Origin of the sequence: Bacillus yapensis (assembly GCF_005280205.1) — a bacterium.
GTDB classification, from domain to species: Bacteria; Bacillota; Bacilli; order Bacillales; family Cytobacillaceae; genus Robertmurraya; species Robertmurraya yapensis.
On sequence record NZ_SUND01000021.1, the window covers coordinates 19,445 to 45,714 of the forward strand.

Annotated in this window: 33 protein-coding genes and 1 other annotated feature; all 33 genes read left to right on the plus strand. The window is 40.4% G+C overall.

Features of this window, described 5'->3' with window-relative positions; genetic code table 11:
- Positions 1-12 precede the first annotated feature (12 nt).
- Complete coding sequence (rplA, locus tag FAR12_RS20185) at positions 13-711, plus strand: 50S ribosomal protein L1 (RefSeq protein WP_126410580.1); 699 nt, start codon at positions 13-15, stop codon at positions 709-711.
- 55 nt (positions 712-766) lie between these two features.
- Positions 767-913, plus strand: a sequence feature (ribosomal protein L10 leader region).
- A 34-nt stretch (positions 914-947) separates the two neighbouring features.
- Positions 948-1,448, plus strand: coding sequence for a 50S ribosomal protein L10 (gene rplJ, locus FAR12_RS20190; RefSeq protein WP_126410581.1), 501 nt, complete (start codon positions 948-950; stop codon positions 1,446-1,448).
- Positions 1,449-1,506: 58 nt separating this feature from the next.
- Positions 1,507-1,869, plus strand: a complete 363-nt coding sequence (rplL, locus tag FAR12_RS20195; protein WP_126410582.1) for a 50S ribosomal protein L7/L12 — start codon at positions 1,507-1,509, stop codon at positions 1,867-1,869.
- 122 nt (positions 1,870-1,991) lie between these two features.
- Positions 1,992-2,597, plus strand: a complete 606-nt coding sequence (locus FAR12_RS20200) for a class I SAM-dependent methyltransferase (RefSeq protein WP_126410583.1) — start codon at positions 1,992-1,994, stop codon at positions 2,595-2,597.
- 274 nt (positions 2,598-2,871) lie between these two features.
- Positions 2,872-6,429 (plus strand): DNA-directed RNA polymerase subunit beta, encoded by a 3,558-nt coding sequence (rpoB, locus tag FAR12_RS20205; protein WP_126410584.1) that lies wholly within the window; start codon positions 2,872-2,874, stop codon positions 6,427-6,429.
- A gap of 115 nt (positions 6,430-6,544) precedes the next feature.
- Positions 6,545-10,144: a DNA-directed RNA polymerase subunit beta' gene (gene rpoC / locus FAR12_RS20210; RefSeq protein WP_126410585.1), complete on the plus strand. Its 3,600-nt coding sequence runs from the start codon at positions 6,545-6,547 to the stop codon at positions 10,142-10,144.
- A 146-nt stretch (positions 10,145-10,290) separates the two neighbouring features.
- A complete protein-coding gene (locus tag FAR12_RS20215) occupies positions 10,291-10,539 on the plus strand; it encodes a 50S ribosomal protein L7ae-like protein (RefSeq protein ID WP_126410586.1) in 249 nt (82 codons plus the stop codon).
- Between the two features lie 102 nt (positions 10,540-10,641).
- Positions 10,642-11,064 carry a 30S ribosomal protein S12 gene (gene rpsL / locus FAR12_RS20220; RefSeq protein ID WP_126410587.1) on the plus strand — a complete coding sequence of 141 codons (423 nt, stop codon included), beginning with the start codon at positions 10,642-10,644 and terminating at the stop codon, positions 11,062-11,064.
- Positions 11,065-11,105: 41 nt separating this feature from the next.
- Positions 11,106-11,576, plus strand: a complete 471-nt coding sequence (gene rpsG, locus FAR12_RS20225) for a 30S ribosomal protein S7 (protein ID WP_126410588.1) — start codon at positions 11,106-11,108, stop codon at positions 11,574-11,576.
- A 63-nt stretch (positions 11,577-11,639) separates the two neighbouring features.
- Entirely contained in the window at positions 11,640-13,718 is a 2,079-nt protein-coding gene (fusA, locus tag FAR12_RS20230) for an elongation factor G (RefSeq protein ID WP_126410589.1), read from the plus strand.
- 117 nt (positions 13,719-13,835) lie between these two features.
- Positions 13,836-15,023, plus strand: a complete 1,188-nt coding sequence (tuf, locus tag FAR12_RS20235; RefSeq protein WP_126410590.1) for an elongation factor Tu — start codon at positions 13,836-13,838, stop codon at positions 15,021-15,023.
- A gap of 736 nt (positions 15,024-15,759) precedes the next feature.
- The gene (rpsJ, locus tag FAR12_RS20240; protein WP_003354783.1) at positions 15,760-16,068 is read left to right on the plus strand and encodes a 30S ribosomal protein S10; all 309 of its coding nucleotides are present in this window, start codon (positions 15,760-15,762) and stop codon (positions 16,066-16,068) included.
- Positions 16,069-16,145: 77 nt separating this feature from the next.
- Positions 16,146-16,772: a 50S ribosomal protein L3 gene (rplC, locus tag FAR12_RS20245; protein WP_126410591.1), complete on the plus strand. Its 627-nt coding sequence runs from the start codon at positions 16,146-16,148 to the stop codon at positions 16,770-16,772.
- Between the two features lie 29 nt (positions 16,773-16,801).
- A complete protein-coding gene (rplD, locus tag FAR12_RS20250) occupies positions 16,802-17,425 on the plus strand; it encodes a 50S ribosomal protein L4 (RefSeq protein WP_126410592.1) in 624 nt (207 codons plus the stop codon).
- Positions 17,425-17,709, plus strand: a complete 285-nt coding sequence (gene rplW / locus FAR12_RS20255) for a 50S ribosomal protein L23 (RefSeq protein WP_126410593.1) — start codon at positions 17,425-17,427, stop codon at positions 17,707-17,709. Before rplD ends, rplW begins: the two co-directional genes overlap by 1 nt.
- A 31-nt stretch (positions 17,710-17,740) precedes the next feature.
- Entirely contained in the window at positions 17,741-18,571 is an 831-nt protein-coding gene (gene rplB / locus FAR12_RS20260; RefSeq protein WP_126410594.1) for a 50S ribosomal protein L2, read from the plus strand.
- A 60-nt stretch (positions 18,572-18,631) separates the two neighbouring features.
- Positions 18,632-18,910: a 30S ribosomal protein S19 gene (gene rpsS / locus FAR12_RS20265; RefSeq protein ID WP_126410595.1), complete on the plus strand. Its 279-nt coding sequence runs from the start codon at positions 18,632-18,634 to the stop codon at positions 18,908-18,910.
- A 17-nt stretch (positions 18,911-18,927) separates the two neighbouring features.
- Entirely contained in the window at positions 18,928-19,269 is a 342-nt protein-coding gene (gene rplV, locus FAR12_RS20270; protein WP_126410596.1) for a 50S ribosomal protein L22, read from the plus strand.
- Between the two features lie 2 nt (positions 19,270-19,271).
- Positions 19,272-19,928 carry a 30S ribosomal protein S3 gene (gene rpsC, locus FAR12_RS20275; RefSeq protein ID WP_126410597.1) on the plus strand — a complete coding sequence of 219 codons (657 nt, stop codon included), beginning with the start codon at positions 19,272-19,274 and terminating at the stop codon, positions 19,926-19,928.
- Between the two features lies 1 nt (position 19,929).
- Complete coding sequence (gene rplP / locus FAR12_RS20280) at positions 19,930-20,364, plus strand: 50S ribosomal protein L16 (RefSeq protein WP_077210482.1); 435 nt, start codon at positions 19,930-19,932, stop codon at positions 20,362-20,364.
- Positions 20,354-20,557: a 50S ribosomal protein L29 gene (gene rpmC / locus FAR12_RS20285; RefSeq protein ID WP_003351417.1), complete on the plus strand. Its 204-nt coding sequence runs from the start codon at positions 20,354-20,356 to the stop codon at positions 20,555-20,557. The genes rplP and rpmC overlap by 11 nt, the downstream gene beginning before the upstream one ends.
- A 22-nt stretch (positions 20,558-20,579) precedes the next feature.
- Positions 20,580-20,843, plus strand: coding sequence for a 30S ribosomal protein S17 (gene rpsQ, locus FAR12_RS20290; RefSeq protein WP_066321295.1), 264 nt, complete (start codon positions 20,580-20,582; stop codon positions 20,841-20,843).
- A gap of 40 nt (positions 20,844-20,883) precedes the next feature.
- Complete coding sequence (gene rplN / locus FAR12_RS20295) at positions 20,884-21,252, plus strand: 50S ribosomal protein L14 (protein WP_126410598.1); 369 nt, start codon at positions 20,884-20,886, stop codon at positions 21,250-21,252.
- Positions 21,253-21,288: 36 nt separating this feature from the next.
- Positions 21,289-21,600 carry a 50S ribosomal protein L24 gene (rplX, locus tag FAR12_RS20300; RefSeq protein ID WP_126410599.1) on the plus strand — a complete coding sequence of 104 codons (312 nt, stop codon included), beginning with the start codon at positions 21,289-21,291 and terminating at the stop codon, positions 21,598-21,600.
- Between the two features lie 26 nt (positions 21,601-21,626).
- Positions 21,627-22,166, plus strand: a complete 540-nt coding sequence (gene rplE, locus FAR12_RS20305) for a 50S ribosomal protein L5 (RefSeq protein WP_126410600.1) — start codon at positions 21,627-21,629, stop codon at positions 22,164-22,166.
- 28 nt (positions 22,167-22,194) lie between these two features.
- Positions 22,195-22,380 (plus strand): type Z 30S ribosomal protein S14, encoded by a 186-nt coding sequence (locus FAR12_RS20310; RefSeq protein ID WP_126410601.1) that lies wholly within the window; start codon positions 22,195-22,197, stop codon positions 22,378-22,380.
- Positions 22,381-22,410: 30 nt separating this feature from the next.
- Positions 22,411-22,809 (plus strand): 30S ribosomal protein S8, encoded by a 399-nt coding sequence (rpsH, locus tag FAR12_RS20315; RefSeq protein ID WP_095313741.1) that lies wholly within the window; start codon positions 22,411-22,413, stop codon positions 22,807-22,809.
- A gap of 31 nt (positions 22,810-22,840) precedes the next feature.
- The gene (gene rplF / locus FAR12_RS20320) at positions 22,841-23,377 is read left to right on the plus strand and encodes a 50S ribosomal protein L6 (protein ID WP_126410602.1); all 537 of its coding nucleotides are present in this window, start codon (positions 22,841-22,843) and stop codon (positions 23,375-23,377) included.
- A gap of 32 nt (positions 23,378-23,409) precedes the next feature.
- Complete coding sequence (gene rplR / locus FAR12_RS20325; protein WP_126410603.1) at positions 23,410-23,772, plus strand: 50S ribosomal protein L18; 363 nt, start codon at positions 23,410-23,412, stop codon at positions 23,770-23,772.
- Positions 23,773-23,795: 23 nt separating this feature from the next.
- Positions 23,796-24,296 (plus strand): 30S ribosomal protein S5, encoded by a 501-nt coding sequence (rpsE, locus tag FAR12_RS20330; RefSeq protein ID WP_126410604.1) that lies wholly within the window; start codon positions 23,796-23,798, stop codon positions 24,294-24,296.
- 13 nt (positions 24,297-24,309) lie between these two features.
- Positions 24,310-24,492, plus strand: coding sequence for a 50S ribosomal protein L30 (gene rpmD / locus FAR12_RS20335; protein WP_126410605.1), 183 nt, complete (start codon positions 24,310-24,312; stop codon positions 24,490-24,492).
- 32 nt (positions 24,493-24,524) lie between these two features.
- Positions 24,525-24,965 carry a 50S ribosomal protein L15 gene (gene rplO / locus FAR12_RS20340; protein WP_126410606.1) on the plus strand — a complete coding sequence of 147 codons (441 nt, stop codon included), beginning with the start codon at positions 24,525-24,527 and terminating at the stop codon, positions 24,963-24,965.
- Positions 24,965-26,257, plus strand: coding sequence for a preprotein translocase subunit SecY (gene secY / locus FAR12_RS20345; RefSeq protein ID WP_126410607.1), 1,293 nt, complete (start codon positions 24,965-24,967; stop codon positions 26,255-26,257). The genes rplO and secY overlap by 1 nt, the downstream gene beginning before the upstream one ends.
- The last annotated feature ends 13 nt before the right edge of the window (positions 26,258-26,270 follow it).

Below are 26,270 nucleotides of genomic sequence, written 5' to 3' on the forward strand. Positions count from 1 at the left end.
AGGAAATTTAAAATGGCTAAAAAAGGTAAGAAGTATGTAGAAGCTGCAAAGCTTGTAGATCGTCTAAAAGCTTATCCTGCAGCAGAAGCAATTGATCTTGCTAAGAAAACAAATTTCACTAAATTCGATGCAACAGTTGAAGCAGCATTCCGTCTAGGAGTAGATCCTAAGAAAGCTGACCAACAAATCCGTGGAGCAGTTGTACTTCCAAACGGAACTGGTAAAACTCAACGTGTATTAGTATTTGCTAAAGGTGAAAAAGTGAAAGAAGCAGAAGCTGCTGGCGCTGATTATGTAGGAGATGCAGAATTCATCACTAAAATCAACCAAGGTTGGTTCGAGTTTGATGTTATCGTTGCTACTCCAGACATGATGGGTGAAGTTGGTAAGCTTGGTCGTGTATTAGGACCTAAAGGTTTAATGCCAAACCCTAAAACTGGAACAGTTACTTTTGATGTGACAAAAGCAGTTAACGAAATCAAAGCTGGTAAAGTTGAATACCGCGTTGATAAGTCTGGTAACATTCATGTACCAATCGGTAAAGTATCATTCGAAAATGAAAAGCTTGTTGAAAACTTCAACACTATTTTCGATACTTTAATGAAGGTTAAACCAGCTGCTGCAAAAGGCACATACATGAAGAACGTAACAGTTACAACTACAATGGGACCTGGAGTTAAGGTTGACCCTTCTTCAGTTTCAGCGAAGTAATTTTTTAACAATTGACATTCAGAATTATATTTGCTAATATAAATTCTGTTGTGAAAAATAAATAACATTTGTACCGCAGACAGCAGGAGCTGCAAAGCTTAATTTTCCTGCCGAGGTCATACGATAGAATGATTTAGTTGTATTTTGACTATTGTATACTTCCTCCATGTCTGTAAAGATGTGGAGGTTTTTATATGCATCGGTATGAATGTAGAAAATCTACAGGAGGTGTAAAGATGAGCAACGCTATCGATCAAAAGAAATTAATCGTAGACGAAATTGCTGACAAATTTAAATCAAGTGTTTCAACAGTTGTTGTTGACTACCGTGGTTTAAACGTTGCTGAAGTTACTGAACTTCGTAAACAACTTCGTGAAGCTGGCGTTGAGTTCAAGGTTTACAAAAACACTTTAACTCGTCGTGCTGCAGAAGCTACTGAACTTACAGGATTGAATGAGGTTCTAACTGGACCAAACGCAATCGCGTTCAGTGCAGAAGATGTTGTTGCACCAGCAAAAATCTTGAGCGAATTTGCTAAAAAGCATGAAGCTCTTGAAATTAAAGCAGGTGTTATCGAAGGAAACATCGCTTCAGTTGAAGATATTAAAGCTCTTGCGGATCTACCATCTCGCGAAGGTTTACTATCTATGTTACTCAGCGTGCTTCAAGCACCTATCCGCAACCTTGCTCTTGCTACAAAAGCAGTTGCAGATCAAAAAGAAGAACAGGGCGCGTAAGCTAGAATTATCTTCGGTCTATTAAAATAAAACTATTATTCCAAGGAGGAAAATAATCATGACTAAAGAACAAATCATTGAAGCAGTTAAAAATATGACTGTTTTAGAATTAAACGACTTAGTAAAAGCTATTGAAGAAGAATTTGGTGTAACTGCTGCTGCTCCTGTAGCTGTAGTTGGAGCTGCTGCTGGTGCTGCTGCTGAAGAAAAAACTGATTTTGATGTAATCTTAGCTTCTGCTGGAGATCAAAAAATCAAAGTTATCAAGGTTGTTCGTGAAATCACAGGTCTTGGACTTAAAGAAGCAAAAGAACTTGTTGACAACACTCCAAAAGCACTTAAAGAAGGAGCTTCTAAAGAAGAAGCTGAAGAAATCAAAGCTAAGCTTGAAGAAGTTGGCGCTAACGTAGAAGTTAAGTAATTTCTGTTTGATATGAAAAAGCTCGCTATTATGGCGAGCTTTTTTTGCATTTTGTGTTTGCTTTTTCTATTATTAGATTCAGGGTCATGTTTATTGGCGACCTTAGAGGTTGAGGTGAAAAAATGTCTGAACATTATTATTCTCGTGATCAAAAGGTTGAAAGCAATCCGACTTATTGGGATTTTACCTTAAGAAATCACAAACTCAAATTCAAAACTGATAACGGAGTGTTCTCCAAAAGAGAAGTTGATTTTGGTTCTCGGTTACTCGTTGAATCGTTCGAGCTTCCTGAAGTAGAGGGGGATCTTTTGGATGTTGGCTGTGGTTACGGACCGATTGGATTATCGATCGCGAAAGATACCGGTCGCAATATACATATGGTAGATGTGAATGAACGGGCGCTTTCGTTAGCGAAAGAAAATGCGACTCTGAATAACATCGTTAATGTTTCGATTTATGAAAGTAATTGCCTTGATCAGGTAAAACATAAAGAGTTCGCTGCGATTTTAACAAATCCTCCAATTCGAGCTGGTAAGAAAGTTGTTCATCAAATTTTTGAACAAAGCTTTTCTTATTTAAAAGATCAAGGGGAGCTTTGGGTGGTCATTCAAAAAAAACAAGGGGCGCCTTCAGCGATCGAGAAAATGACTGAGTTATTTGGTGATGTAGAGACAGTTGAAAAGAAAAAAGGTTATTTTATTTTGCGTGCGAAAAAATATTTGACTTGACATTTTGGCTATGTTAACATTATAAAATGCCAACATAATATGATCTGGTCCACATACTAATTCCAACGACGTTGTATAAAGTTGGTATAGTAGGGAAAAACTAACAAAATAATAGTTCGTAATATGGAAAATGTGGTTTTTGAGAATAAAACCCTTTTTCTTTTTGTCTTATAAGACGAGGCCTTTTGGATTGTTTTAGCCAATCAAGGCGCCTATGTTATTTATAAGACTGGCAATAGATGCACTATAACGCTTGATTTGAGGGGTGAATCAGTTGACAGGTCAACTAGTTCAGTATGGACGACACCGTAGGCGGAGAAGTTACGCACGAATCAGTGAAGTTTTAGAATTACCAAATCTTATTGAAATCCAAACCTCTTCATATCAATGGTTTCTTGATGAGGGATTACGTGAAATGTTCCAAGATATTTCACCAATCGAGGACTTCACGGGTAATTTATCACTTGAATTTATTGATTACAGCCTTGGCGAACCAAAATATTCCGTTGCGGAATCTAAAGAACGAGATGTTACATATTCGGCACCATTACGTGTGAAAGTTCGTCTTGTTAACAAAGAAACTGGTGAAGTAAAAGATCAGGATGTCTTCATGGGTGATTTCCCATTAATGACAGAGACTGGTACTTTTGTCATCAACGGCGCAGAGCGCGTAATCGTATCCCAATTAGTACGTTCACCAAGTGTGTACTATAGCGGAAAACTTGATAAAAATGGCAAGAAGGGCTTTACTGCTACAGTAATCCCGAACCGTGGTGCTTGGTTAGAGTACGAAACGGATGTCAAAGATGTTGTTTACGTCAGAATAGATCGTACAAGGAAGTTGCCTGTTACGGTTCTTTTGCGTGCACTTGGATTCGGTTCTGATCAAGAAATTCTTGATTTAATCGGAGAAAATGAATACCTTCGTAATACTCTTGAAAAAGACAACACAGAAGGTACTGACAAAGCATTACTAGAAATCTATGAGCGTCTACGTCCAGGTGAACCACCTACAGTAGAAAACGCGAAAAGCCTCTTGGTTTCAAGATTTTTTGATCCAAAACGTTATGATTTAGCTAATGTAGGTCGTTATAAGATCAATAAAAAGCTTCATATAAAGAATCGTTTGTTTAATCAGCGTCTTGCTGAAACGCTAGTGGATCCTGAAACAGGTGAAATTATTGCCGAAAAGGGAGTATTACTAGATCGCCGTACATTAGATCGTATTCTTCCTCATTTAGAAAAGAATATTGGTTTCCAAACACAAAGCCCAGTAGGCGGCGTAGTTGAAAATGATGTTCTTTTACAATCCATTAAAATTTACGCTCCAAATGATGATGGTGAAAAAGCTATTAATGTCATCGGAAACGCATATGTAGAAGAGGCAGTTAAAAACATTTCACCAGCTGATATTATTGCGTCTATTAGTTATTTCTTCAACTTACTACATGGTGTTGGAGATACAGATGACATCGACCATTTAGGTAACCGTCGCCTACGTTCTGTTGGTGAACTATTACAAAACCAATTCCGTATCGGTCTTTCTAGAATGGAACGTGTTGTTCGTGAAAGAATGTCGATCCAAGATACGAATACAATTACGCCTCAACAGCTAATTAATATCCGTCCTGTGATCGCGTCTATTAAAGAGTTCTTTGGAAGCTCGCAATTATCTCAATTCATGGACCAAACAAATCCTTTAGCAGAGTTAACGCATAAGCGCCGTCTTTCAGCCTTAGGGCCTGGTGGTTTAACACGTGAACGTGCGGGGATGGAAGTACGTGACGTACACTATTCTCACTATGGACGTATGTGTCCGATTGAGACTCCGGAAGGTCCGAACATTGGATTAATTAACTCTTTATCTTCTTACGCAAAAGTAAATCGATTTGGATTTATCGAAACTCCATATCGTCGTGTTGACCCTGAAACAGGGAAAGTAACGAACACAATAGATTATTTAACTGCTGACGAAGAAGATAATTATGTTGTAGCCCAAGCGAATGCGCGCTTAGGTGATGATGGGTCATTCTTAGATGATCAAATCATCTCTCGTTTTAGAGGGGAAAACACAGTTGTTAGCAGAGAGCGTATCGACTATATGGACGTTTCTCCGAAGCAGGTTGTTTCTGCTGCGACAGCATGTATCCCGTTCTTAGAAAACGATGACTCCAACCGTGCCCTAATGGGTGCGAACATGCAGCGTCAAGCAGTTCCGTTGATGCAACCAGAAGCTCCACGAGTAGGAACAGGTATGGAATACGTATCTGGTAAAGACTCTGGTGCAGCAGTAATCTGTAAGAACGAAGGAATCGTGGAACACGTTGAAGCACGTGAAATTTGGGTGCGACGTGTTGTTGAAGTTGATGGTAAAGAAGTAAAAGGTGATTTGGATAAATACAAGTTATTAAAATTTGTCCGTTCAAACCAAGGTACTTGTTACAACCAACGTCCTATCGTTGCTACAGGTGACCGTGTAACAAAAGGAGAAATCCTTGCTGATGGTCCGTCTATGGAACTAGGAGAACTTGCTCTTGGACGTAACGTACTTGTTGCCTTCATGACATGGGATGGTTACAACTATGAGGATGCCATCATCATGAGTGAACGACTTGTAAAAGATGATGTTTATACTTCTATTCATATTGAAGAATATGAATCAGAATCTCGTGATACAAAATTAGGACCAGAAGAAATTACTCGTGACATTCCGAATGTTGGGGAAGATGCGCTTAGAAATCTTGATGAGCGTGGAATCATCCGCATCGGTGCGGAAGTAAAAGACGGGGACTTACTGGTTGGTAAGGTTACACCTAAAGGGGTAACTGAATTAACAGCTGAAGAGCGTCTATTACATGCAATCTTTGGTGAAAAAGCTCGTGAAGTACGTGATACTTCTCTACGTGTTCCACACGGTGGTGGCGGTATCGTTCACGATGTTAAAGTCTTTAACCGTGAAGATGGAGATGAGCTTCCTCCAGGTGTAAATCAGCTTGTTCGTGTTTATATCGTTCAAAAACGTAAAATTCACGAAGGAGATAAGATGGCTGGACGTCACGGAAACAAAGGGGTTATCTCTCGTATTTTACCAGAAGAAGATATGCCTTATTTACCAGACGGTACACCGGTTGATATCATGTTAAACCCACTAGGGGTTCCTTCTCGTATGAACATTGGTCAGGTGCTAGAGCTTCATTTAGGTATGGCAGCAAGAGCACTAGGCATTCATGTTGCATCTCCAGTATTTGATGGTGCGCGTGAAGAAGATGTTTGGGGAACAATTGAAGAAGCTGGAATGGCACGTGATGCGAAAACAGTTCTTTATGATGGTCGTTCAGGCGAGCCGTTTGATAATCGTGTATCCGTTGGGGTTATGTACATGATCAAACTTGCTCACATGGTTGACGATAAGCTCCATGCACGTTCTACAGGTCCTTACTCACTTGTAACGCAGCAACCACTTGGTGGTAAAGCGCAGTTCGGTGGTCAGCGATTTGGTGAGATGGAGGTTTGGGCATTAGAAGCTTACGGTGCTGCATACACACTTCAAGAAATCTTGACTGTTAAGTCGGATGACGTTGTTGGACGTGTGAAAACTTATGAAGCAATCGTGAAAGGTGAAAATGTTCCTGAACCAGGTGTTCCTGAATCATTCCGCGTATTAATGAAGGAGCTTCAGAGCTTAGGTATGGATGTTAAAATCCTTTCTGGCGATGAAAAAGAAATCGAAATGCGCGACTTAGAGGATGATGAAGAACAACAAGCAGAATCCTTAACAGTGGCTCCAATTCAAGAAGAATTTGAATCTGAAATTGTCGGTTCAAAAGAATAAATAAATTGTACGTTAAATAATACTACGCCATTTTCTCATTCCGTCTTTGGGAGTGGGAAAATGGTAGTTAAGGCTATAAGGGTAAAACCTGTAGATTATGAGGGAGGTAGGCCCCTTGCTAGATGTCAATAATTTTGAGTATATGAAAATTGGTCTTGCTTCACCCGATAAAATTCGTTCATGGTCTTTCGGAGAAGTAAAGAAGCCAGAAACAATCAACTATCGTACCTTAAAGCCAGAGAAGGACGGACTATTTTGTGAGCGTATCTTTGGACCACAGAAAGACTGGGAATGTCACTGTGGAAAATATAAGCGCGTCCGTTATAAAGGTGTAGTCTGTGATCGCTGTGGTGTAGAAGTAACTCGCGCAAAAGTTCGTCGTGAACGCATGGGTCATATCGAATTAGCAGCTCCTGTTTCTCACATTTGGTATTTCAAAGGAATTCCAAGCAGAATGGGCTTAATTCTAGATATGTCACCTCGTGCTTTAGAAGAAGTTATCTATTTCGCTTCTTATGTTGTAACTGAGCCAGGCGATACGCCACTAGAAAAGAAACAGCTTTTATCCGAAAAAGAATATCGTGCTTATCGTGATAAGTACGGCAACAAATTCCAAGCTTCTATGGGTGCGGAATCCATTAAAAAGCTTCTATCTGATATCGATTTAGATAAAGAAGTAGATGCTTTAAAAGAAGAATTAAAAACTGCTCAAGGTCAGCGCCGTACAAGAGCAATTAAACGCCTTGAAGTACTTGAAGCATTCCGTAATTCTGGAAACGAACCATCTTGGATGATCCTAGATGTTCTACCAGTAATTCCACCGGAGCTTCGTCCAATGGTGCAATTAGATGGTGGCCGTTTTGCGACTTCTGACTTAAACGATTTATATCGTCGTGTCATCAATCGTAACAACCGTCTAAAGCGTCTATTAGATTTAGGTGCTCCAAGCATTATCGTTCAAAACGAAAAGCGTATGCTACAGGAAGCTGTAGATGCTCTAATCGATAATGGTCGTCGCGGTCGTCCTGTTACAGGACCAGGTAACCGCCCGTTGAAATCTCTTTCTCATATGCTGAAAGGGAAGCAAGGACGTTTCCGTCAAAACCTACTAGGTAAGCGTGTTGACTACTCTGGTCGTTCCGTTATCGTCGTAGGTCCAAACCTTAAGATGTACCAATGTGGTCTACCTAAAGAAATGGCGATTGAATTATTCAAGCCATTCGTGATGAAAGAGCTAGTTGAAAAAGGTTTAGCTCATAATATTAAATCTGCAAAACGTAAAATCGAGCGTTTATCTCCTGAAATTTGGGATGTGCTTGAAGACGTTATTAAGGAGCATCCGGTTCTCTTAAACCGTGCCCCAACTCTACACAGACTTGGTATTCAAGCATTTGAACCAACTCTAGTAGAAGGTCGTGCAATTCGCTTGCATCCACTTGTATGTACAGCATACAACGCGGACTTTGACGGTGACCAAATGGCCGTACACGTACCGTTATCTGCAGAAGCACAAGCAGAAGCTAGACTTCTAATGCTTGCTGCTCAAAACATTCTAAACCCTAAGGATGGAAAACCAGTTGTTACGCCATCTCAGGATATGGTATTAGGAAACTACTACCTAACTTTAGAACGTAAAGATGCTGTTGGAGAAGGTATGGTCTTTAAAGATACGAATGAAGCATTAATTGCTTATCAAAATGGCTATGTTCATTTACACACTCGTATCGCGGTACATGCTGGTTCTTTAAACAACGAAACATTCACAGAAGAACAAAACAACATGTTGTTAGTAACAACTGTTGGTAAGCTTGTTTTCAATGAAATTTTACCAACATCTTTCCCTTACATTAATGAACCGACAAAGGAAAATCTTGAAGAGGAAACTCCGAAGAAATACTTTGTTGAAAAAGGTGCAGATATTAAGGAATTGATTCAGAGTCTACCAATCGTAGACCCGTTCAAGAAAAAGATTCTTGGAAATATCATTGCGGAAGTATTCAAACGTTTCAAGATTACTGAAACATCAAAAATGCTTGATCGTATGAAGAATCTTGGATTCAAATACTCCACTAAAGCAGGTATTACTGTTGGTGTGGCAGATATCGTTGTATTAAAGGAAAAGAAAGAAATTATCGATGAAGCGCAAATTAAGGTAGATAACGTAATGAAGCAATTCAGACGTGGTTTAATCACAGAAGATGAGCGTTATGATCGTGTAATTTCTATCTGGAGTGCTGCTAAAGATAATATCCAAGCAAAACTAATGAAGTCCTTAGAGAAGACGAACCCGATCTTCATGATGAGTGACTCTGGTGCCCGTGGTAACGCATCAAACTTCACGCAGCTTGCAGGTATGCGTGGATTGATGGCCAACCCGGCTGGTCGTATCATCGAATTACCGATCATTTCATCTTTCCGTGAAGGATTAACGGTATTAGAATACTTTATTTCTACTCACGGTGCGCGTAAAGGTCTTGCCGATACAGCTCTTAAAACAGCTGACTCAGGTTACCTAACACGTCGTCTTGTAGACGTTGCACAGGATGTTATCGTTCGTGATGATGACTGTGGAACTGATCGTGGTCTGTTAGTAGCAGCTCTAAGAGATGGAACTGAAATAATTGAAGCGTTAGATGAGCGTTTAATCGGTCGTTATGCAAGAAGAGCGATTAAGCACCCAGAAACGAAGCAAGTTATGGTACCTGAAAATGGCTTGATTACAGAAGATTTAGCTACAGAGATTGTCGAAGCAGGTGTTGAGGAAGTTTGGATTCGTTCCGCATTTACTTGTAACACACGTCATGGTGTGTGTAAGAAGTGTTATGGTCGTAACCTTGCAACTGGTCAAGAAGTTGAAGTGGGCGAAGCAGTTGGTATCATCGCTGCTCAATCCATTGGTGAGCCAGGAACACAGTTAACGATGCGTACATTCCATACAGGTGGGGTTGCCGGAGACGATATTACACAAGGTCTTCCACGTATCCAGGAGATTTTCGAAGCGCGTAATCCGAAAGGTCAAGCGGTTATTTCTGAACTTGATGGTGTTGTTGTTGGCATAAACGAAGGTCGTGATCGTCAACATGAAATCATCGTTCAAGGTGAAATTGAATCTCGCACATATACAGCACCTTATACAGCTCGTCTAAAAGTCGCTATCAATGACCAAGTTGTTATCGGTCAAGAATTGACAGAGGGTTCCATCGATCCGAAGGAATTAATCAAAGTCAAAGACGTGACATCTGTACAAGAGTACTTGCTTAAAGAGGTTCAAAAGGTATACCGTATGCAAGGGGTAGAAATTGGAGATAAACACGTAGAAGTAATGGTTCGCCAAATGCTTCGTAAAATCCGTGTAGTTGATGCTGGAGAAACTGAAGTTTTACCAGGTTCACTGCTTGATATCCACCAATTCACTGACGCAAACGAAAAAGCTCTACTTGAAGGCAAATTACCAGCAACTGGTCGCCCAGTGTTACTAGGGATTACAAAAGCATCTCTTGAAACAGATTCCTTCTTATCTGCAGCATCATTCCAAGAAACAACAAGAGTTCTTACGGATGCAGCAATTAAAGGGAAACGCGATGAGTTACTTGGTCTTAAAGAAAATGTTATTATCGGTAAACTTGTACCAGCTGGTACTGGTATGCAACGTTACCGTAAAGCAGAACCTGTTGCAGCAGTTGAAGAAACAGAAGATGCTGTAACAGTTGAGTAAATTATCGAATACAATGTGGTACTTGTCGTTTGACAAGTACCACATTTATTCTGATAAATAATCTAGAATTCATGTTGACATTGGATATCTATGATGTTAATATAACAAAGGTGCTCCTATTACCTGTTACTTTGGAGGATGTAAAATTGTCTTATGAAAAAGTAATGCAGGCCAAAAATTTTATAGTAGGAACAAAGCAAACGGTCAAGGCTTTACGGAATGGAAACGTAAAAGAAGTATTAGTGGCAATGGATGCTGCCCCAATGGTAACAGCCGAAGTCATCAATACAGCTGAAGAACTGAACATTCCAATCACCTATGTAGATTCCATGAAATCCTTAGGGAAAGCATGCTCCATAGAAGTTGGTGCCGCAACCGTTGCATTAACCCATTAAAAACTGTTTTTGTAGAATGATCTGCAAGGACTTTGTTTTTTGCTTCAAAATGAACCACCTGGATGTGTGGGCTTAACGAAAAAGTGAAGGGAGGAAACATAAATGCCTACTATTAACCAATTAGTGCGCAAGCCTCGTCAATCAAAAGAGGAAAAGTCAAAATCACCTGCGCTAAACAAAGGTTACAACAGCTTCAAAAAAGCACAAACTAACGTATCATCTCCACAAAAGCGTGGTGTATGTACTCGTGTTGGTACAATGACTCCGAAAAAACCAAACTCTGCGTTACGTAAATATGCTCGTGTACGTTTAACAAACGGCATCGAGGTAACTGCATATATTCCTGGTATCGGACACAACCTACAAGAGCACAGCGTTGTATTAATCCGTGGCGGACGTGTAAAGGACTTACCAGGGGTACGTTACCATATCGTTCGTGGAGCTTTAGATACAGCTGGTGTTAACAACCGTATGCAAGGTCGTTCTAAGTACGGTACGAAGAAACCTAAAGCAGCAAAAAAATAATCAAATAGAAATTATAAGCTTCTTTGAAAGGAGGAAGACAGATGCCACGTAAAGGACCTGTAGCAAAAAGAGACGTATTACCAGATCCGATTTACAATTCAAAGCTAATCAGTCGTCTAATCAACAAAATGATGGTTGACGGTAAGAGAGGTAAATCTCAATCTATTCTTTACTCATCATTCGATATCATTCGTGAACGTACTGGCAAAGATCCAATGGAAGTATTCGATCAAGCATTAAAGAACATCATGCCTGTACTAGAAGTTAAAGCACGCCGTGTAGGTGGTTCTAACTATCAAGTACCAGTAGAGGTGCGCCCAGATCGTCGTACAACTCTTGGTCTTCGTTGGTTAGTAAACTATTCACGTCTTCGCGGAGAAAAGACAATGGAAGAGCGTTTAGCTAACGAAATTCTAGATGCAGCTAACAACACTGGTGCATCAGTTAAGAAACGTGAAGATACACACAAAATGGCTGAAGCTAACAAAGCATTCGCTCATTATCGTTGGTAGAATTTACTTTTACTATTATAAAAACAAACTAAAAATCACTCATATGAGAAAGGAGAAATACCAATGGCAAGAGAGTTCTCCTTAGCAAATACTAGAAACATCGGTATCATGGCTCACATTGATGCTGGTAAAACAACAACAACTGAGCGCGTACTTTATTACACTGGTAAGATTCATAAAATCGGTGAAACTCATGAAGGTGCGTCTCAGATGGACTGGATGGAACAGGAACAAGAACGTGGTATTACAATTACATCTGCAGCCACAACTGCACAATGGAAAGGTCACCGCGTTAACATCATCGATACACCAGGACACGTAGACTTCACTGTTGAAGTTGAACGTTCCCTACGTGTATTAGATGGTGCAGTTGCTGTACTTGATGCACAGTCTGGTGTTGAGCCTCAAACTGAAACAGTTTGGCGCCAAGCAACAACATATGGCGTACCGCGTGTTGTATTTGTAAACAAGATGGACAAAATTGGTGCTGATTTCAAGTACTCAATCAAAACGATTCATGACCGCTTACAAGCGAACGCTGCAGCAATTCAACTTCCAATTGGAGCTGAAGATCAATTCTCAGCTATCATTGACTTAGTTGAAATGAATGCAACATTCTACGGTAACGATCTTGGAACTGACATTGAAGTACGTGAAATTCCTGAAGAGTACCGTGCTGAAGCAGAAGAATACCGTGAGAAATTAATCGAAGCGGTATCTGAATTCGACGAAGAGTTAATGGAAAAATACCTTGGTGGTGAAGAAATCACTACAGAAGACCTGAAAGCAGCGATTCGTAAAGGTACTGTTAACGTTGAATTCTACCCAGTTATCTGTGGTTCTGCATTCAAAAACAAAGGTGTTCAAAAAATGCTTGACGCTGTTATCGACTACCTTCCATCTCCACTAGATGTTCCTGCTATTAAAGGAACACTTCCAGATAGTGATGAAGTAGTTGAACGTCATTCAAGTGATGAAGAGCCGTTCTCAGCTCTAGCGTTCAAAGTTATGACTGACCCTTATGTTGGTAAATTAACATTCTTCCGTGTGTACTCTGGTACATTAAGCTCAGGTTCATACGTTCAAAACTCTACTAAAGGTAAGCGTGAGCGTGTAGGACGTATCCTACAAATGCATGCTAACAGCCGTGAAGAGATTTCAATGGTATACGCTGGTGATATCGCTGCTGCTGTAGGTCTTAAAGATACTACAACTGGTGATACACTATGTGATGAAAAGAGCCTAGTTATCCTTGAGTCTATGGAATTCCCAGAGCCAGTTATTCAATTATCTATCGAGCCTAAGTCTAAAGCTGACCAAGATAAAATGACTACTGCTCTACAAAAGCTTCAAGAAGAAGATCCTACATTCCGTGCACATACTGACCAGGAGACTGGACAGGTTATCATCGCGGGTATGGGTGAACTTCACTTAGATATTCTAGTAGACCGTATGCGCCGTGAATTTAAAGTAGAAGCTAATGTTGGTGCTCCTCAGGTTGCTTACCGCGAAACAATTCGTTCTTCTGCATCTGTAGAAGGAAAATTTGCTCGCCAATCTGGTGGACGTGGACAATTCGGACACGTTTGGATTGAATTCTCTCCAAACGAAGAAGGAAAAGGCTTCGAATTTGAAAATGGTATCGTCGGTGGGGTTGTTCCTCGTGAATACATTCCTGCTGTCCAATCTGGTCTAGAAGATGCTCTTGATAGAGGACTCCTTGCAGGTTTCCCTGTAGTAGATATCAAAGCGCGTCTATTCGACGGTTCTTACCATGATGTTGACTCTTCTGAAATGGCGTTCAAAATTGCCGCTTCAATGGCACTTAAAAACGCAGCATCTAAATGTAACCCAGTTATTTTAGAGCCAATGATGAGAGTAGAAGTTATCATCCCTGAAGAATACATGGGTGATATCATGGGTAACATCACTTCCCGTCGTGGTCGTGTAGAAGGTATGGAAGCTCGTGGTAATGCACAAGTTGTCCGTGCGATGGTTCCTCTTTCTGAAATGTTTGGTTATGCTACAACTTTACGTTCTAGCACTCAAGGTCGCGGTGTGTTCTCAATGCACTTTGACCACTATGAAGAAGTACCAAAATCAATTTCAGAAGAAATCATTAAGAAAAATAAAGGTGAATAATTGATTTTCACCAATATATAAAGTATAACTACTTATGTAAGAGTGGTAAGAAAAGGATCTCCTTTTCTTACTACATCCATATACTTAACTTTTTTATATTAAAGGAGGATTTCCAAAATGGGAAAAGCTAAATTTGACCGTTCAAAACCACACGTTAATATCGGAACTATTGGTCACGTTGACCATGGTAAAACTACTTTAACAGCGGCTATCACAACTGTACTTGCTAAAGCAGGTGGCGGTGAAGCACGCGGATATGACCAAATCGATAACGCGCCAGAAGAAAAAGAGCGTGGAATCACAATCAACACTTCTCACGTAGAGTATGAAACTGCTAATCGTCACTATGCACACGTTGACTGCCCAGGACATGCTGACTATGTTAAGAACATGATCACTGGTGCTGCTCAAATGGACGGCGGTATCTTAGTAGTATCTGCTGCTGATGGTCCAATGCCACAAACTCGTGAGCACATCCTATTATCTCGTCAGGTTGGTGTACCTTACCTTGTTGTATTCATGAACAAGTGTGACATGGTAGACGACGAAGAGCTTCTTGAATTAGTAGAAATGGAAGTTCGTGACCTATTATCAGAATATGAATTCCCTGGTGATGATATTCCTGTAATCAAGGGTTCTGCTCTTAAGGCTCTTGAAGGAGAAGCAGCTTGGGAAGAAAAAATCGTTGAATTAATGAACGCTGTTGATGAGTATGTTCCAACTCCAACTCGTGACACTGAAAAGCCATTCATGATGCCAGTTGAGGATGTATTCTCAATCACTGGACGTGGAACTGTTGCTACTGGACGTGTAGAGCGCGGACAAGTAAAAGTTGGTGACGTAATCGAAATCATCGGTCTTGCTGAAGAGCCAAAATCAACAACTGTAACAGGTGTTGAAATGTTCCGTAAGCTTCTTGACTATGCTGAAGCTGGAGACAACATCGGTGCACTTCTTCGTGGGGTTGCTCGTGAAGATATCCAACGTGGTCAAGTACTTGCTAAGCCAGGTTCAATTACACCACACACAAAGTTCAAAGCTGAAGTTTACGTTTTATCAAAAGAAGAAGGTGGACGTCATACTCCATTCTTCACTAACTACCGTCCTCAGTTCTACTTCCGTACAACTGACGTAACTGGTATTTGTAATCTTCCTGAAGGCGTAGAAATGGTTATGCCTGGAGATAACATCGAAATGACTGTTGAACTAATCGCTCCAATCGCTATCGAAGAAGGTACTAAGTTCTCTATCCGTGAGGGTGGACGTACTGTAGGCGCTGGCGTAGTTGCTACAATCCAAGAATAATCTTAATTTATAAAAACAGATGGGTGACGACCCATCTGTTTTTTTGCGTTCTAAAGTATCTGCAAGATAGTGAGCTGAAGTTTCTTTATATTATAGAAGAAACTCGATTAAAGACATAACAAATGAGAATCTTATAAGAGATGTAGAATTTTTAAGGTGCTATAACTTTAAAAAAATGCTAGAAATTTTTAAGTGGTGGTTTCTAATCGTTCATGAAGACAATTATTACGAGGTTTCGATTAAGAATGTCCGTATGGAGTGTTCATGAAGACAACTATTACAAGGCTTCGATGAAGAATGTCTGCATGAAGCGTTCATAAAGATAACTATCTCAACAATCCAGTAAACTATGTCTTCATGAAAACAAAAGCTTGCGAACCGCGAGTGTCACTAGCTCAATTCACAAGCACTATCTAAGTGAATTAAACCGATAGAATACCAAAACAACTCTCTCAAAAAAGATTCCTCTATTTACCGTCTAATTTAATAGTTCGACTATTTCCCGCGCACTTGAAAACCTCTATACAAGCCTATATAATAAAACAAGTGTGATGATAAAGAAATGAAATTATATATTGCATTTGCTTTATGATTCATTGTATAATAGACAATGTTGGTCTTTGACTGCGATGATGTGGAAGGTTGCTGACACACCCGGCCGCTTTGCCATGGCGAGTGAGTGGGAAATTTCCACGGAGAAAGTCTATTTTAAAATAGGCGAAAAGGAGGGAAAATAATGGCAAAACAAAAGATTCGTATCCGTTTAAAAGCATATGATCACAGAATTCTTGATCAATCTGCAGAGAAAATTGTAGAAACAGCAAAGCGTTCAGGTGCAGCTGTATCAGGTCCGATACCTCTACCAACTGAAAAGTCTGTTTACACAATCCTACGTGCGGTGCATAAGTACAAGGACTCTCGTGAGCAATTCGAGATGCGTACGCACAAGCGTTTAATCGACATTGTGAACCCAACACCACAAACTGTTGATTCATTAATGCGTTTAGACTTACCATCTGGTGTAGATATCGAAATTAAACTCTAATTTCTATCTGTATAGATGTAACTAAGAAACTTATTCAATGAAATAAAACAAGATAATCCACAGGAGGTGTGACTATAATGACCAAAGGAATCTTAGGAAGAAAAATCGGTATGACTCAAGTTTTTGCTGAGAATGGTGATCTTATCCCAGTAACAGTTGTTGAGGCAGCTCCAAACGTAGTTCTTCAAAAGAAATCTGATGAAACTGACGGTTACGTATCAGTTCAATTAGGATTTGATGACAAACGTGAAAAGCTTTCAAACAAACCTGAAAAGGGACATGTTGCTAAAGCAAACACTGCTCCTAAGCGCTTCGTACGTGAATTCCGTGGAGAAGGCTTAGCTGAGTTAGAAGTTGGTCAGGAAGTCAAAGTTAATATTTTCGCTGAAGGCGATATCGTAGATGTAACAGGAATCTCAAAGGGTAAAGGTTTCCAAGGCTCTATCAAGCGTCATGGACAATCTCGCGGACCAATGGCACACGGTTCTCGTTATCACCGTCGCCCAGGTTCAATGGGTCCTGTAGCTCCAAACCGCGTATTCAAAGGTAAAGCATTACCAGGACGTATGGGTGGAGAGCAAGTAACTGTACAAAACCTTGAAATTGTAAAGGTTGACGTTGAACGTAACCTTCTATTAATTAAAGGAAACGTACCAGGAGCTAGAAAAGCTCTTTTAAAAATTAAAAGTGCGGTTAAAGCGTAAATAACAAAGGCAGAAAGGAGGAAACAAGAATGCCAAAAGTAACATTGTTTAACCAAGCTGGATCACAAGTTGGAGAAGTTGAACTTAACGATTCCATCTTCGGGATTGAGCCTAATAACCATGTGTTATTTGAAGCTGTTGTAGCTCAAAGAGCTTCTTTACGTCAAGGAACTCATAAAACAAAAATTCGTTCTGAAGTAGCTGGTGGTGGTCGTAAGCCATGGCGTCAAAAAGGAACAGGTCGTGCTCGTCAAGGTTCGATTCGTTCTCCACAATGGCGCGGAGGTGGTACAGTATTTGGACCAGTACCTCGTAGCTATAGCTACAAATTACCTAAAAAGGTTCGTCGCTTAGCGATTAAATCTGCATTATCTTCTAAAGTATTAGAAGAAAGCATTTTAGTAATTGAAAACCTTGCTTTCGAAACTCCAAAAACAAAAGACTTCAAAGGTTTCCTAAAGGGTCTTTCTGTTGAATCTAAAGCACTAATTGTTACTGCTAACCTTGATGAGAACGTAGCATTATCTGCTCGTAACATCCCTGGTGTAACTGTAGTAACTGCTGAAGGAATCAACGTATTGGATGTTTTAGGTCATGACAAGTTAATCATGACAAAAGCAGCGGTTGAAAAAGTAGAGGAGGTGCTTGCATAATGGATGCACGCGAAATCATTAAGCGCCCCGTTATCACTGAACGTTCAACTGACTTAATGTCTGAGAAAAAATACACATTTGAAGTTGACGTTAGAGCGAACAAAACTCAAGTTAAAGATGCTGTAGAAGAAATCTTCGGCGTTCAAGTTGAGAAAGTAAACGTTCTGAACTATAAAGGTAAATTCAAGCGTATGGGTAAATTCGGCGGTTACACTAACAAGCGTCGTAAAGCCATCGTTAAATTAACAGCAGACAGCAAAGAAATCGAATTCTTTGAGGTTTAATTCATTAAAACAAGAAGAGGAGGGAAAATAAATGGCGATTAAAAAGTACAAACCTACCTCTAATGGTCGTCGCGGTATGACAGTTTCTGATTTCGCAGAAATCACTACTGACAAGCCAGAAAAATCATTACTTGCTCCTTTAAAAAGCAAGGGTGGCCGTAACAACCAAGGTAAGTTAACAGTTCGTCATCAAGGTGGCGGTCATAAGCGTCAATATCGTATCATCGATTTCAAACGTAACAAAGATGGCATTCCAGGCCGCGTTGCTACAATCGAGTACGATCCAAACCGTTCCGCAAATATTGCATTAATTAATTATGTTGATGGAGAAAAGCGTTACATCCTAGCTCCTAAGAATTTAGAAGTTGGTATGGAAGTAATGTCTGGACCAGAAGCAGATATCAAAGTAGGGAACTCTCTACCATTAGCTAACATTCCTGTTGGTACAGTAATTCACAACATCGAGTTAAAGCCTGGTAAAGGTGGACAATTAGTACGTTCTGCAGGTACTTCTGCACAGGTTCTTGGTAAAGAAGGCAAATACGTATTAGTTCGTTTAAACTCTGGTGAAGTACGTATGATTCTTGCTACTTGCCGCGCTACTGTAGGTCAAGTTGGTAACGAACAACACGAACTTATTAACATTGGTAAAGCAGGTCGTTCTCGTTGGTTAGGTAAGCGCCCAACTGTACGTGGATCTGTAATGAACCCTAACGATCACCCACACGGTGGTGGTGAAGGACGCGCTCCAATCGGACGTAAATCACCAATGTCACCATGGGGTAAACCAACTCTTGGTGCGAAAACTCGTAAGAAGAACAACAAATCAGATAAATTTATCGTACGTCGTCGTAAAAAATAACGGGATTGGGCTACGGTTCAACTATGGAGCCGTAGGGCAATCGCGAAGGGAGGTTCAATCATGGGTCGCAGCTTAAAAAAAGGACCTTTTGTTGATGAACATTTAATGAAAAAGATCGAAAAGCTTAATGAAACAGAAGGCAAGCAAGTGGTAAAGACTTGGTCACGCCGTTCTACGATCTTCCCACAATTCATCGGACACACAATCGCTGTTTATGATGGTCGTAAACATGTACCTGTATACGTCACTGAAGACATGGTCGGTCACAAGCTTGGAGAATTCGCTCCAACTCGTACTTACAAAGGTCATGCAAGTGATGACAAGAAAACAAGACGTTAATGAGAGGAGGCATTCTGATGCAAGCAAAAGCTGTTGTAAGAACAGTCCGTATTGCTCCTCGTAAAGCTCGTTTAGTTGTAGATCTAATTCGAGGAAAGCAAGTCGGTGAAGCGGTAGCGATTTTAAAACATACGCCAAAAGCTGCTTCTCCAATCGTTGAAAAATTATTAAATTCTGCTATGGCAAATGCCGAGCACAATTATGAAATGGACGTTAATAACCTTGTAGTTTCTCAAGTCTTCGTTGACGAGGGACCAACTTTGAAACGTTTCCGTCCACGTGCAATGGGTCGTGCAAGTGCAATTAACAAACGTACTAGCCACATCACAATCGTATTAACAGAGAAGAAGGAGGGATAATAGTGGGTCAAAAAGTAAATCCAGTCGGTTTGCGTATCGGTGTCATCCGTGATTGGGAGTCCAAGTGGTACGCAGGTAAAGACTACGCTGATCTTTTACACGAAGACCTAAAGGTTCGTGAGTATATCACTAAGCGTTTAAGCGATGCTTCTGTTTCTAAAGTAGAAATCGAGCGTGCTGCTAACCGTGTAAACATCACTATCCATACTGCAAAACCAGGAATGGTTATTGGTAAAGGTGGTACTGAGGTTGAAGCGCTTCGTAAAGCTCTTAACTCACTAACTGGCAAACGTGTTCACATCAACATTCTTGAAATCAAAAAAGCTGATATCGATGCGAAATTGGTTGCGGAGAACATTGCTCGTCAATTAGAAAACCGCGTATCTTTCCGTCGTGCTCAAAAACAAGTTATTCAACGTGCTATGCGCGCTGGTGCAAAAGGTATCAAAACAATGGTATCTGGTCGTCTTGGCGGTGCAGACATCGCTCGTTCTGAGTCTTACAGCGAAGGAACTGTTCCTCTTCATACACTTCGCGCTGATATCGATTATGCTACTGCTGAAGCAGATACAACTTACGGTAAACTTGGCGTAAAAGTATGGATCTATAAGGGAGAAGTCCTTCCAACTAAGAAGAAAACTGAGGAAGGAGGCAAATAATATGTTAGTGCCTAAACGCGTTAAATATCGTCGTCAACACCGTGGAAAAATGCGCGGTCAAGCGAAGGGCGGTACAGAAGTAACTTTCGGTGAATTCGGTTTACAAGCAACTGAAGCATCTTGGATTACAAACCGTCAAATTGAAGCTGCACGTATTGCGATGACTCGTTATATGAAACGTGGCGGTAAAGTTTGGATTAAAATTTTCCCGCATAAGCCTTACACAGCTAAGCCTCTAGAAGTCCGCATGGGTTCCGGTAAAGGTGCTCCAGAAGGATGGGTTGCAGTTGTTAAACCTGGGAAAGTAATGTTTGAAATCGCAGGTGTTTCTGAAGAAATCGCACGTGAAGCATTACGTCTTGCAGCACACAAACTTCCAGTTAAATGTAAGTTTGTAAAACGTGAAGAAATTGGTGGTGAATCAAATGAAAGCTAATGAAATTCGTGACCTTACCACTGCTGAAATTGAACAAAAAGTTAAATCACTAAAAGAGGAGCTTTTCAACCTTCGCTTTCAATTGGCGACTGGACAACTTGAAAACACAGCTCGCATCCGTGAAGTACGCAAAGCGATTGCTCGCATGAAGACTGTTATTCGTGAAAGAGAGATCGGCGTTAATAATCGATAATCTTTGAGAGGAGGTTCGCACAATGAGTGAACGCAACCAACGCAAAGTTTACACTGGACGTGTTGTTTCAGACAAGATGGATAAGACGGTTACTGTTCTTGTAGAAACATACAAAAAGCATCCGTTATACGGTAAACGCGTTAAGTACTCTAAAAAGTACAAAGCTCATGATGAGCAGAACCAAGCAAAAGTTGGCGATATCGTCCGCATCATGGAAACTCGCCCACTATCCGCAACAAAACGCTTCCGTTTAGTTGAAGTAGTAGAAAAAGCTGTAATTATTTAATGATCGGAATTAGTTTTCATCCCGAAGGGAGGTAACACACATGATTCAACAAGAAACTCGTTTAAAAGTTGCTGATAACTCAGGTGCTCGTGAAGTACTAACAATAAAAGTTCTTGGAGGCTCAGGCCGTAAGACTGCTAATATTGGTGATGTTATCGTTTGTACAGTAAAACAAGCAACACCAGGAGGCGTTGTTAAAAAAGGCGACGTAGTAAAGGCTGTTATTGTTCGTACAAAGAGCGGAGCACGTCGTGCTGATGGTTCATACATTCGTTTCGATGAAAACGCATGTGTAATTATCCGTGACGATAAGAGCCCACGTGGAACTCGTATTTTCGGACCAGTTGCTCGTGAACTTCGTGACAACAACTTTATGAAAATTGTATCTTTAGCTCCAGAAGTATTATAATTTCAAATCAAATTGCCTTTAAGGAGGTGCGAACAGATGCATGTAAAAAAAGGTGATAAAGTAATGGTCATCTCTGGTAAGGATAAGGGCAAAACAGGTGTAGTTTTAGCTGCGTTCCCTAAACAAAGCCGCGTCTTAGTTGAAGGAATTAACATCGTTAAAAAGCACTCTAAGCCAAATCAATTGAATCCACAAGGTGGAATCATCAGCCAAGAGGCACCTATTCATGTATCAAACGTAATGCCAATCGATCCTAAGTCTGGTGAGCCAACTCGCGTAGGCTATAAAGTGGAAGATGGCAAGAAAGTACGTGTTGCAAAAAAATCCGGTGAAGTTCTAGATAAATAGTTCAAAAAAGAAGGGAGGTACTATGAATGAACCGCCTAAAAGACAAGTATCAAAAAGAAATTACTCCTGCTTTAATGAGCAAGTTTAACTATAAGTCAGTTATGCAGGTACCTAAAATTGAAAAAATCGTTATCAACATGGGTGTTGGTGATGCCGTACAAAACTCAAAAGCATTAGATAACGCTGTTGAGGAGCTAGCTACAATTACTGGTCAAAAGCCAGTTGTAACTCGCGCTAAAAAATCAATCGCTGGTTTCCGTCTTCGTGAAGGTATGCCTATCGGTGCTAAAGTTACCCTTCGCGGTGAGCGTATGTACGAATTCTTCGATAAATTAGTTTCTGTATCTTTACCACGTGTACGTGACTTCCGTGGGATTTCTAAAAAATCTTTCGATGGTCGTGGAAACTACACTCTTGGTGTAAAAGAGCAGTTAATCTTCCCTGAAATTGATTATGATAAGGTAAGTAAGGTTCGTGGTATGGATATCGTTATCGTAACTACAGCTAATACTGATGAAGAAGCACGTGAACTTTTAACTCAATTTGGAATGCCATTCCAAAAGTAGTAATCGCTAAAATAAGGGAGGCGAAAACGTGGCTAAAAAGTCAATGATTGCGAAGCAAAAACGCGCGCAAAAATATAAGGTACAAGAATATACACGCTGCGAACGTTGTGGCCGTCCACATTCTGTATACCGTAAATTTAAGCTCTGCCGTATTTGTTTCCGTGAATTAGCATACAAAGGACAAATTCCTGGTGTGAAAAAAGCTAGCTGGTAAACCCCATTTCTGGGAAGGAGGTAAAAAACAATGGTCATGACAGATCCAATTGCAGATTTGCTAACTCGCATCCGTAATGCGAATATGGTTCGTCACGAAAAATTAGAGGTTCCTGCTTCTAATATTAAGAAAGAGATCGCTGAAATTTTAAAGCGTGAAGGTTTCATTCGTGATGTTGAATATATCGAGGATAACAAGCAAGGTATCATTCGTATTTTCTTAAAATACGGTGCAAACAACGAACGTGTTATCACAGGTTTAAAACGTATCAGTAAGCCTGGTCTTCGTGTTTATGCAAAAACTAACGAAGTACCACGCGTACTTAACGGACTTGGTATCGCATTAGTATCTACTTCTCAAGGCGTTCTTACAGACAAAGAAGCTCGCGCTAAACAAGTTGGCGGAGAAGTATTAGCATACGTTTGGTAATAGAGTTTCTTAAAGAATGGAGGTGCAATAAATGTCTCGTGTAGGTAAAAAACCAATTGAAATTCCAGCAGGTGTTACCGTTACTCTTAACGGAAACGTTGCAACTGTAAAAGGTCCTAAGGGTGAATTGACTCGTTCATTCAATCCTGAATTGGAAATTAAAGTGGAAGAGAACGTAATTAACGTAGTTCGTCCTTCAGAATCTAAAGAACACCGTACTATTCACGGTACAACTCGTGCGCTTCTAGCTAACATGGTTGAAGGTGTATCTAAAGGTTTTGAAAGAAACTTAGAGCTTATCGGTGTCGGTTACCGTGCTCAAAAACAAGGCAAAAAGCTTGTTTTAAACGTTGGTTACTCTCATCCTGTTGAGATCGATCCTGAAGAAGGTCTTGAAATCGAAGTTCCTTCTAATACAAAGGTTATTGTTAAAGGTATCAGCAAAGAGCGCGTAGGTGCTTTAGCTGCTAACATTCGTGATGTACGTCCTCCAGAGCCTTACAAAGGTAAAGGGATCCGTTACGAAGGCGAATTTGTTCGTCGTAAAGAAGGTAAAACAGGTAAGTAATGCCGCGTAGGTAAACGAAAGGAGTGACCTAAATGATTACGAAGGCTGATAAAAATGCAACCCGTAAGAAAAGACACGCACGTGTGCGTTCTAAACTTGCAGGTACTGCAGCTCGTCCTCGTTTAAATGTGTTCCGCTCAAGCAAGCACATTTATGCGCAACTCATTGACGATGTAAATGGAGTAACTCTAGTAAGTGCTTCTACTTTAGATAAAGAAGTTAGTCTTGAATCTACTGGAAACGTTGATGCAGCAGTTAAGGTCGGAGAATTAGTTGCAAAGCGCGCAGTAGAAAAAGGTGTAAAAGCTGTTGTGTTTGACCGTGGAGGATACTTATACCATGGCCGTGTTAAAGCACTAGCTGATGCAGCTCGTGAAAATGGATTAGAATTTTAAGAGACAAAGGAGGGACACAAAAGATGCGTCGTATTGATCCAAACAAACTTGAACTTGAAGAACGCGTAGTTACCGTTAATCGTGTAGCTAAAGTTGTAAAAGGTGGACGTCGTTTCCGTTTTACTGCTCTTGTAGTAGTAGGAGATAAGAACGGTCATGTTGGTTTTGGTACTGGTAAAGCACAAGAAGTACCAGATGCAATTCGCAAAGCGATTGAAGATGCGAAGAAAAACTTAATCGAAGTACCGATGGTAGGAACAACTCTTCCTCACCAAGTTATCGGACACTTTGGTGCTGGTGAAATTCTTCTTAAGCCAGCTTCTGAAGGTACAGGAGTTATCGCTGGAGGCCCAGTTCGTGCGGTTCTTGAATTAGCTGGTGTTGGTGATATCCTTTCTAAGTCTTTAGGAACAAATACACCAATCAACATGGTTCGTGCAACGATGGACGGATTATCACAATTAAAACGTGCTGAAGACGTAGCAAAATTACGTGGTAAGTCAGTAGAAGAACTGTTAGGATAAGGGGGGAAAGCAAATGGCTAACAAATTAGAAATTACCCTCACTCGCAGTGTAATTGGTCGCCCACAGGATCAAAAGGATACTGTTAAAGCATTAGGCTTACGCAAAATGCATCAAACAGTTGAGAAAAATGATAATCCTGCTATCCGTGGAATGATCAACAAAGTTGCTCACTTAGTAACGGTTAAAGAAATATAATTCAATTCTTCTTCAAATAAGGAGGTGCCAACATGAAACTTCATGAATTAAAACCTGCAGAAGGATCTCGTCACGAGCGCAAGCGCAAAGGACGCGGTATTGGTTCTGGTAACGGTAAAACTGCTGGTAAAGGTCATAAAGGTCAAAATGCTCGTTCAGGCGGTGGCGTACGTCCAGGCTTCGAGGGTGGTCAAACACCTTTATTCAGACGTTTACCGAAGCGCGGCTTTACAAACATCAACCGTAAAGAATTCGCTATCGTTAACCTTGATACGTTGAATCGCTTTGAAGACGGAACAGAAGTTACTCCAGAACTTCTTGTTGAAACAGGTGTCGTAAGCAAAGAGTTAGCAGGAATCAAGATTCTTGCTAAAGGGAAGTTAGAGAAAAAGCTTACAGTGAAAGCTCATAAATTCTCCTCTGCTGCGAAGGAAGCTATTGAAGCTGCCGGCGGTAACATCGAGGTGATTTAATGTTTCAGACAATCTCCAATTTTATGCGCGTGGGTGATATAAGACGAAAAATCATATTCACCCTTTTAATGTTGATTGTATTCCGTATTGGTACGTTTATTCCTGTTCCAGGAGTAGATGCTGATGTATTAAAAGCACAAGACGAACTAAGTGTATTTGGGGTTCTAAATACATTTGGTGGAGGCGCACTCTTAAACTTCTCCATTTTAGCAATGGGCATCATGCCGTATATCACGGCATCGATTATCATCCAATTGTTACAAATGGATGTTGTTCCGAAGTTCACGGAATGGTCTAAGCAAGGAGAAGTGGGTCGTCGTAAGCTAGCGCAGTTTACTCGCTATTTTACAATCGTACTTGGTTTTATTCAGGCATTAGGTATGTCTTATGGATTCAATAACCTTGCTGGCGGAATGTTAATTCATAACCCAGGTATCGCATCTTATTTGCTAATTGCTACTGTATTAACAGCTGGTACAGCGTTTTTGATGTGGTTAGGGGAGCAGATTACATCTAAAGGTGTAGGAAACGGAATCTCGATTATTATCTTTGCTGGTATCGTTGCAGGAATTCCTTCAACATTAAACCAAATTTATGCTCAACAATTTGAAGATGCTGGAGACCAGCTATTCATCCGTATTATCACAATGTTACTTCTTTTAGTAGCCGTGGTTGCAATTGTTGTGGGAGTTATTTTCGTTAACCAAGCGTTACGTAAAATCCCAATTCAATATGCAAAGCGTATGGTAGCAGGGCGTATGCCTTCTGGTCAGACATCCCATTTACCGTTAAAAGTAAATGCTGCTGGTGTTATTCCTGTTATCTTTGCCATTTCCTTTATTGTAACACCAACAACAATTGTTCAATTCTTTGATCAAAATGATGTTACATTATGGATTCAAAGAGTGTTTGATTACACACAACCAATCGGTATGGTTATATATAGTGCATTAATTATTGCATTCGCATATTTCTATGCCTTCATTCAAGTCAACCCTGAACAGGTTGCTGAAAACCTGAAAAAACAGGGTGGTTATGTTCCAGGTATTCGTCCAGGGAAGAATACACAGGAATACTTAACTCGTGTCTTATATCGTTTAACATTAGTTGGTTCGATTTTCTTAGCAGCAATTGCCATTTTACCGGTGTTCTTCGTAAAATTTGCCGGTTTACCACAATCTGCACAAATCGGCGGTACAAGTTTGCTCATCGTAATTGGTGTAGCACTTGAGACGATGAAGCAGCTTGAATCTCAGCTTGTTAAACGTCACTATAAAGGTTTCATTAAATAATTCGGTTGTGGGG

What these genes read in the sequence shown, in the direction of transcription:
- rplB (WP_126410594.1), top strand. Translation starts at nt 17,741, where the DNA reads ATGGCGATTAAAAAGTACAAACCTACCTCTAATGGTCGTCGCGGTATG.
- rplN (WP_126410598.1), top strand. Translation starts at nt 20,884, where the DNA reads ATGATTCAACAAGAAACTCGTTTAAAAGTTGCTGATAACTCAGGTGCT.
- tuf (WP_126410590.1), top strand. Translation starts at nt 13,836, where the DNA reads ATGGGAAAAGCTAAATTTGACCGTTCAAAACCACACGTTAATATCGGA.
- rpsS (WP_126410595.1), top strand. Translation starts at nt 18,632, where the DNA reads ATGGGTCGCAGCTTAAAAAAAGGACCTTTTGTTGATGAACATTTAATG.
- fusA (WP_126410589.1), top strand. Translation starts at nt 11,640, where the DNA reads ATGGCAAGAGAGTTCTCCTTAGCAAATACTAGAAACATCGGTATCATG.
- rpsL (WP_126410587.1), top strand. Translation starts at nt 10,642, where the DNA reads ATGCCTACTATTAACCAATTAGTGCGCAAGCCTCGTCAATCAAAAGAG.
- rplP (WP_077210482.1), top strand. Translation starts at nt 19,930, where the DNA reads ATGTTAGTGCCTAAACGCGTTAAATATCGTCGTCAACACCGTGGAAAA.
- rplR (WP_126410603.1), top strand. Translation starts at nt 23,410, where the DNA reads ATGATTACGAAGGCTGATAAAAATGCAACCCGTAAGAAAAGACACGCA.
- rplX (WP_126410599.1), top strand. Translation starts at nt 21,289, where the DNA reads ATGCATGTAAAAAAAGGTGATAAAGTAATGGTCATCTCTGGTAAGGAT.
- rpsG (WP_126410588.1), top strand. Translation starts at nt 11,106, where the DNA reads ATGCCACGTAAAGGACCTGTAGCAAAAAGAGACGTATTACCAGATCCG.
- secY (WP_126410607.1), top strand. Translation starts at nt 24,965, where the DNA reads ATGTTTCAGACAATCTCCAATTTTATGCGCGTGGGTGATATAAGACGA.
- rplV (WP_126410596.1), top strand. Translation starts at nt 18,928, where the DNA reads ATGCAAGCAAAAGCTGTTGTAAGAACAGTCCGTATTGCTCCTCGTAAA.
- rpsJ (WP_003354783.1), top strand. Translation starts at nt 15,760, where the DNA reads ATGGCAAAACAAAAGATTCGTATCCGTTTAAAAGCATATGATCACAGA.
- rplE (WP_126410600.1), top strand. Translation starts at nt 21,627, where the DNA reads ATGAACCGCCTAAAAGACAAGTATCAAAAAGAAATTACTCCTGCTTTA.
- FAR12_RS20200 (WP_126410583.1), top strand. Translation starts at nt 1,992, where the DNA reads ATGTCTGAACATTATTATTCTCGTGATCAAAAGGTTGAAAGCAATCCG.
- rpsH (WP_095313741.1), top strand. Translation starts at nt 22,411, where the DNA reads ATGGTCATGACAGATCCAATTGCAGATTTGCTAACTCGCATCCGTAAT.
- rplA (WP_126410580.1), top strand. Translation starts at nt 13, where the DNA reads ATGGCTAAAAAAGGTAAGAAGTATGTAGAAGCTGCAAAGCTTGTAGAT.
- rplW (WP_126410593.1), top strand. Translation starts at nt 17,425, where the DNA reads ATGGATGCACGCGAAATCATTAAGCGCCCCGTTATCACTGAACGTTCA.
- rpsE (WP_126410604.1), top strand. Translation starts at nt 23,796, where the DNA reads ATGCGTCGTATTGATCCAAACAAACTTGAACTTGAAGAACGCGTAGTT.
- rplF (WP_126410602.1), top strand. Translation starts at nt 22,841, where the DNA reads ATGTCTCGTGTAGGTAAAAAACCAATTGAAATTCCAGCAGGTGTTACC.
- rpmD (WP_126410605.1), top strand. Translation starts at nt 24,310, where the DNA reads ATGGCTAACAAATTAGAAATTACCCTCACTCGCAGTGTAATTGGTCGC.
- rplC (WP_126410591.1), top strand. Translation starts at nt 16,146, where the DNA reads ATGACCAAAGGAATCTTAGGAAGAAAAATCGGTATGACTCAAGTTTTT.
- rplJ (WP_126410581.1), top strand. Translation starts at nt 948, where the DNA reads ATGAGCAACGCTATCGATCAAAAGAAATTAATCGTAGACGAAATTGCT.
- rpmC (WP_003351417.1), top strand. Translation starts at nt 20,354, where the DNA reads ATGAAAGCTAATGAAATTCGTGACCTTACCACTGCTGAAATTGAACAA.
- rpsQ (WP_066321295.1), top strand. Translation starts at nt 20,580, where the DNA reads ATGAGTGAACGCAACCAACGCAAAGTTTACACTGGACGTGTTGTTTCA.
- rplL (WP_126410582.1), top strand. Translation starts at nt 1,507, where the DNA reads ATGACTAAAGAACAAATCATTGAAGCAGTTAAAAATATGACTGTTTTA.
- rplD (WP_126410592.1), top strand. Translation starts at nt 16,802, where the DNA reads ATGCCAAAAGTAACATTGTTTAACCAAGCTGGATCACAAGTTGGAGAA.
- rplO (WP_126410606.1), top strand. Translation starts at nt 24,525, where the DNA reads ATGAAACTTCATGAATTAAAACCTGCAGAAGGATCTCGTCACGAGCGC.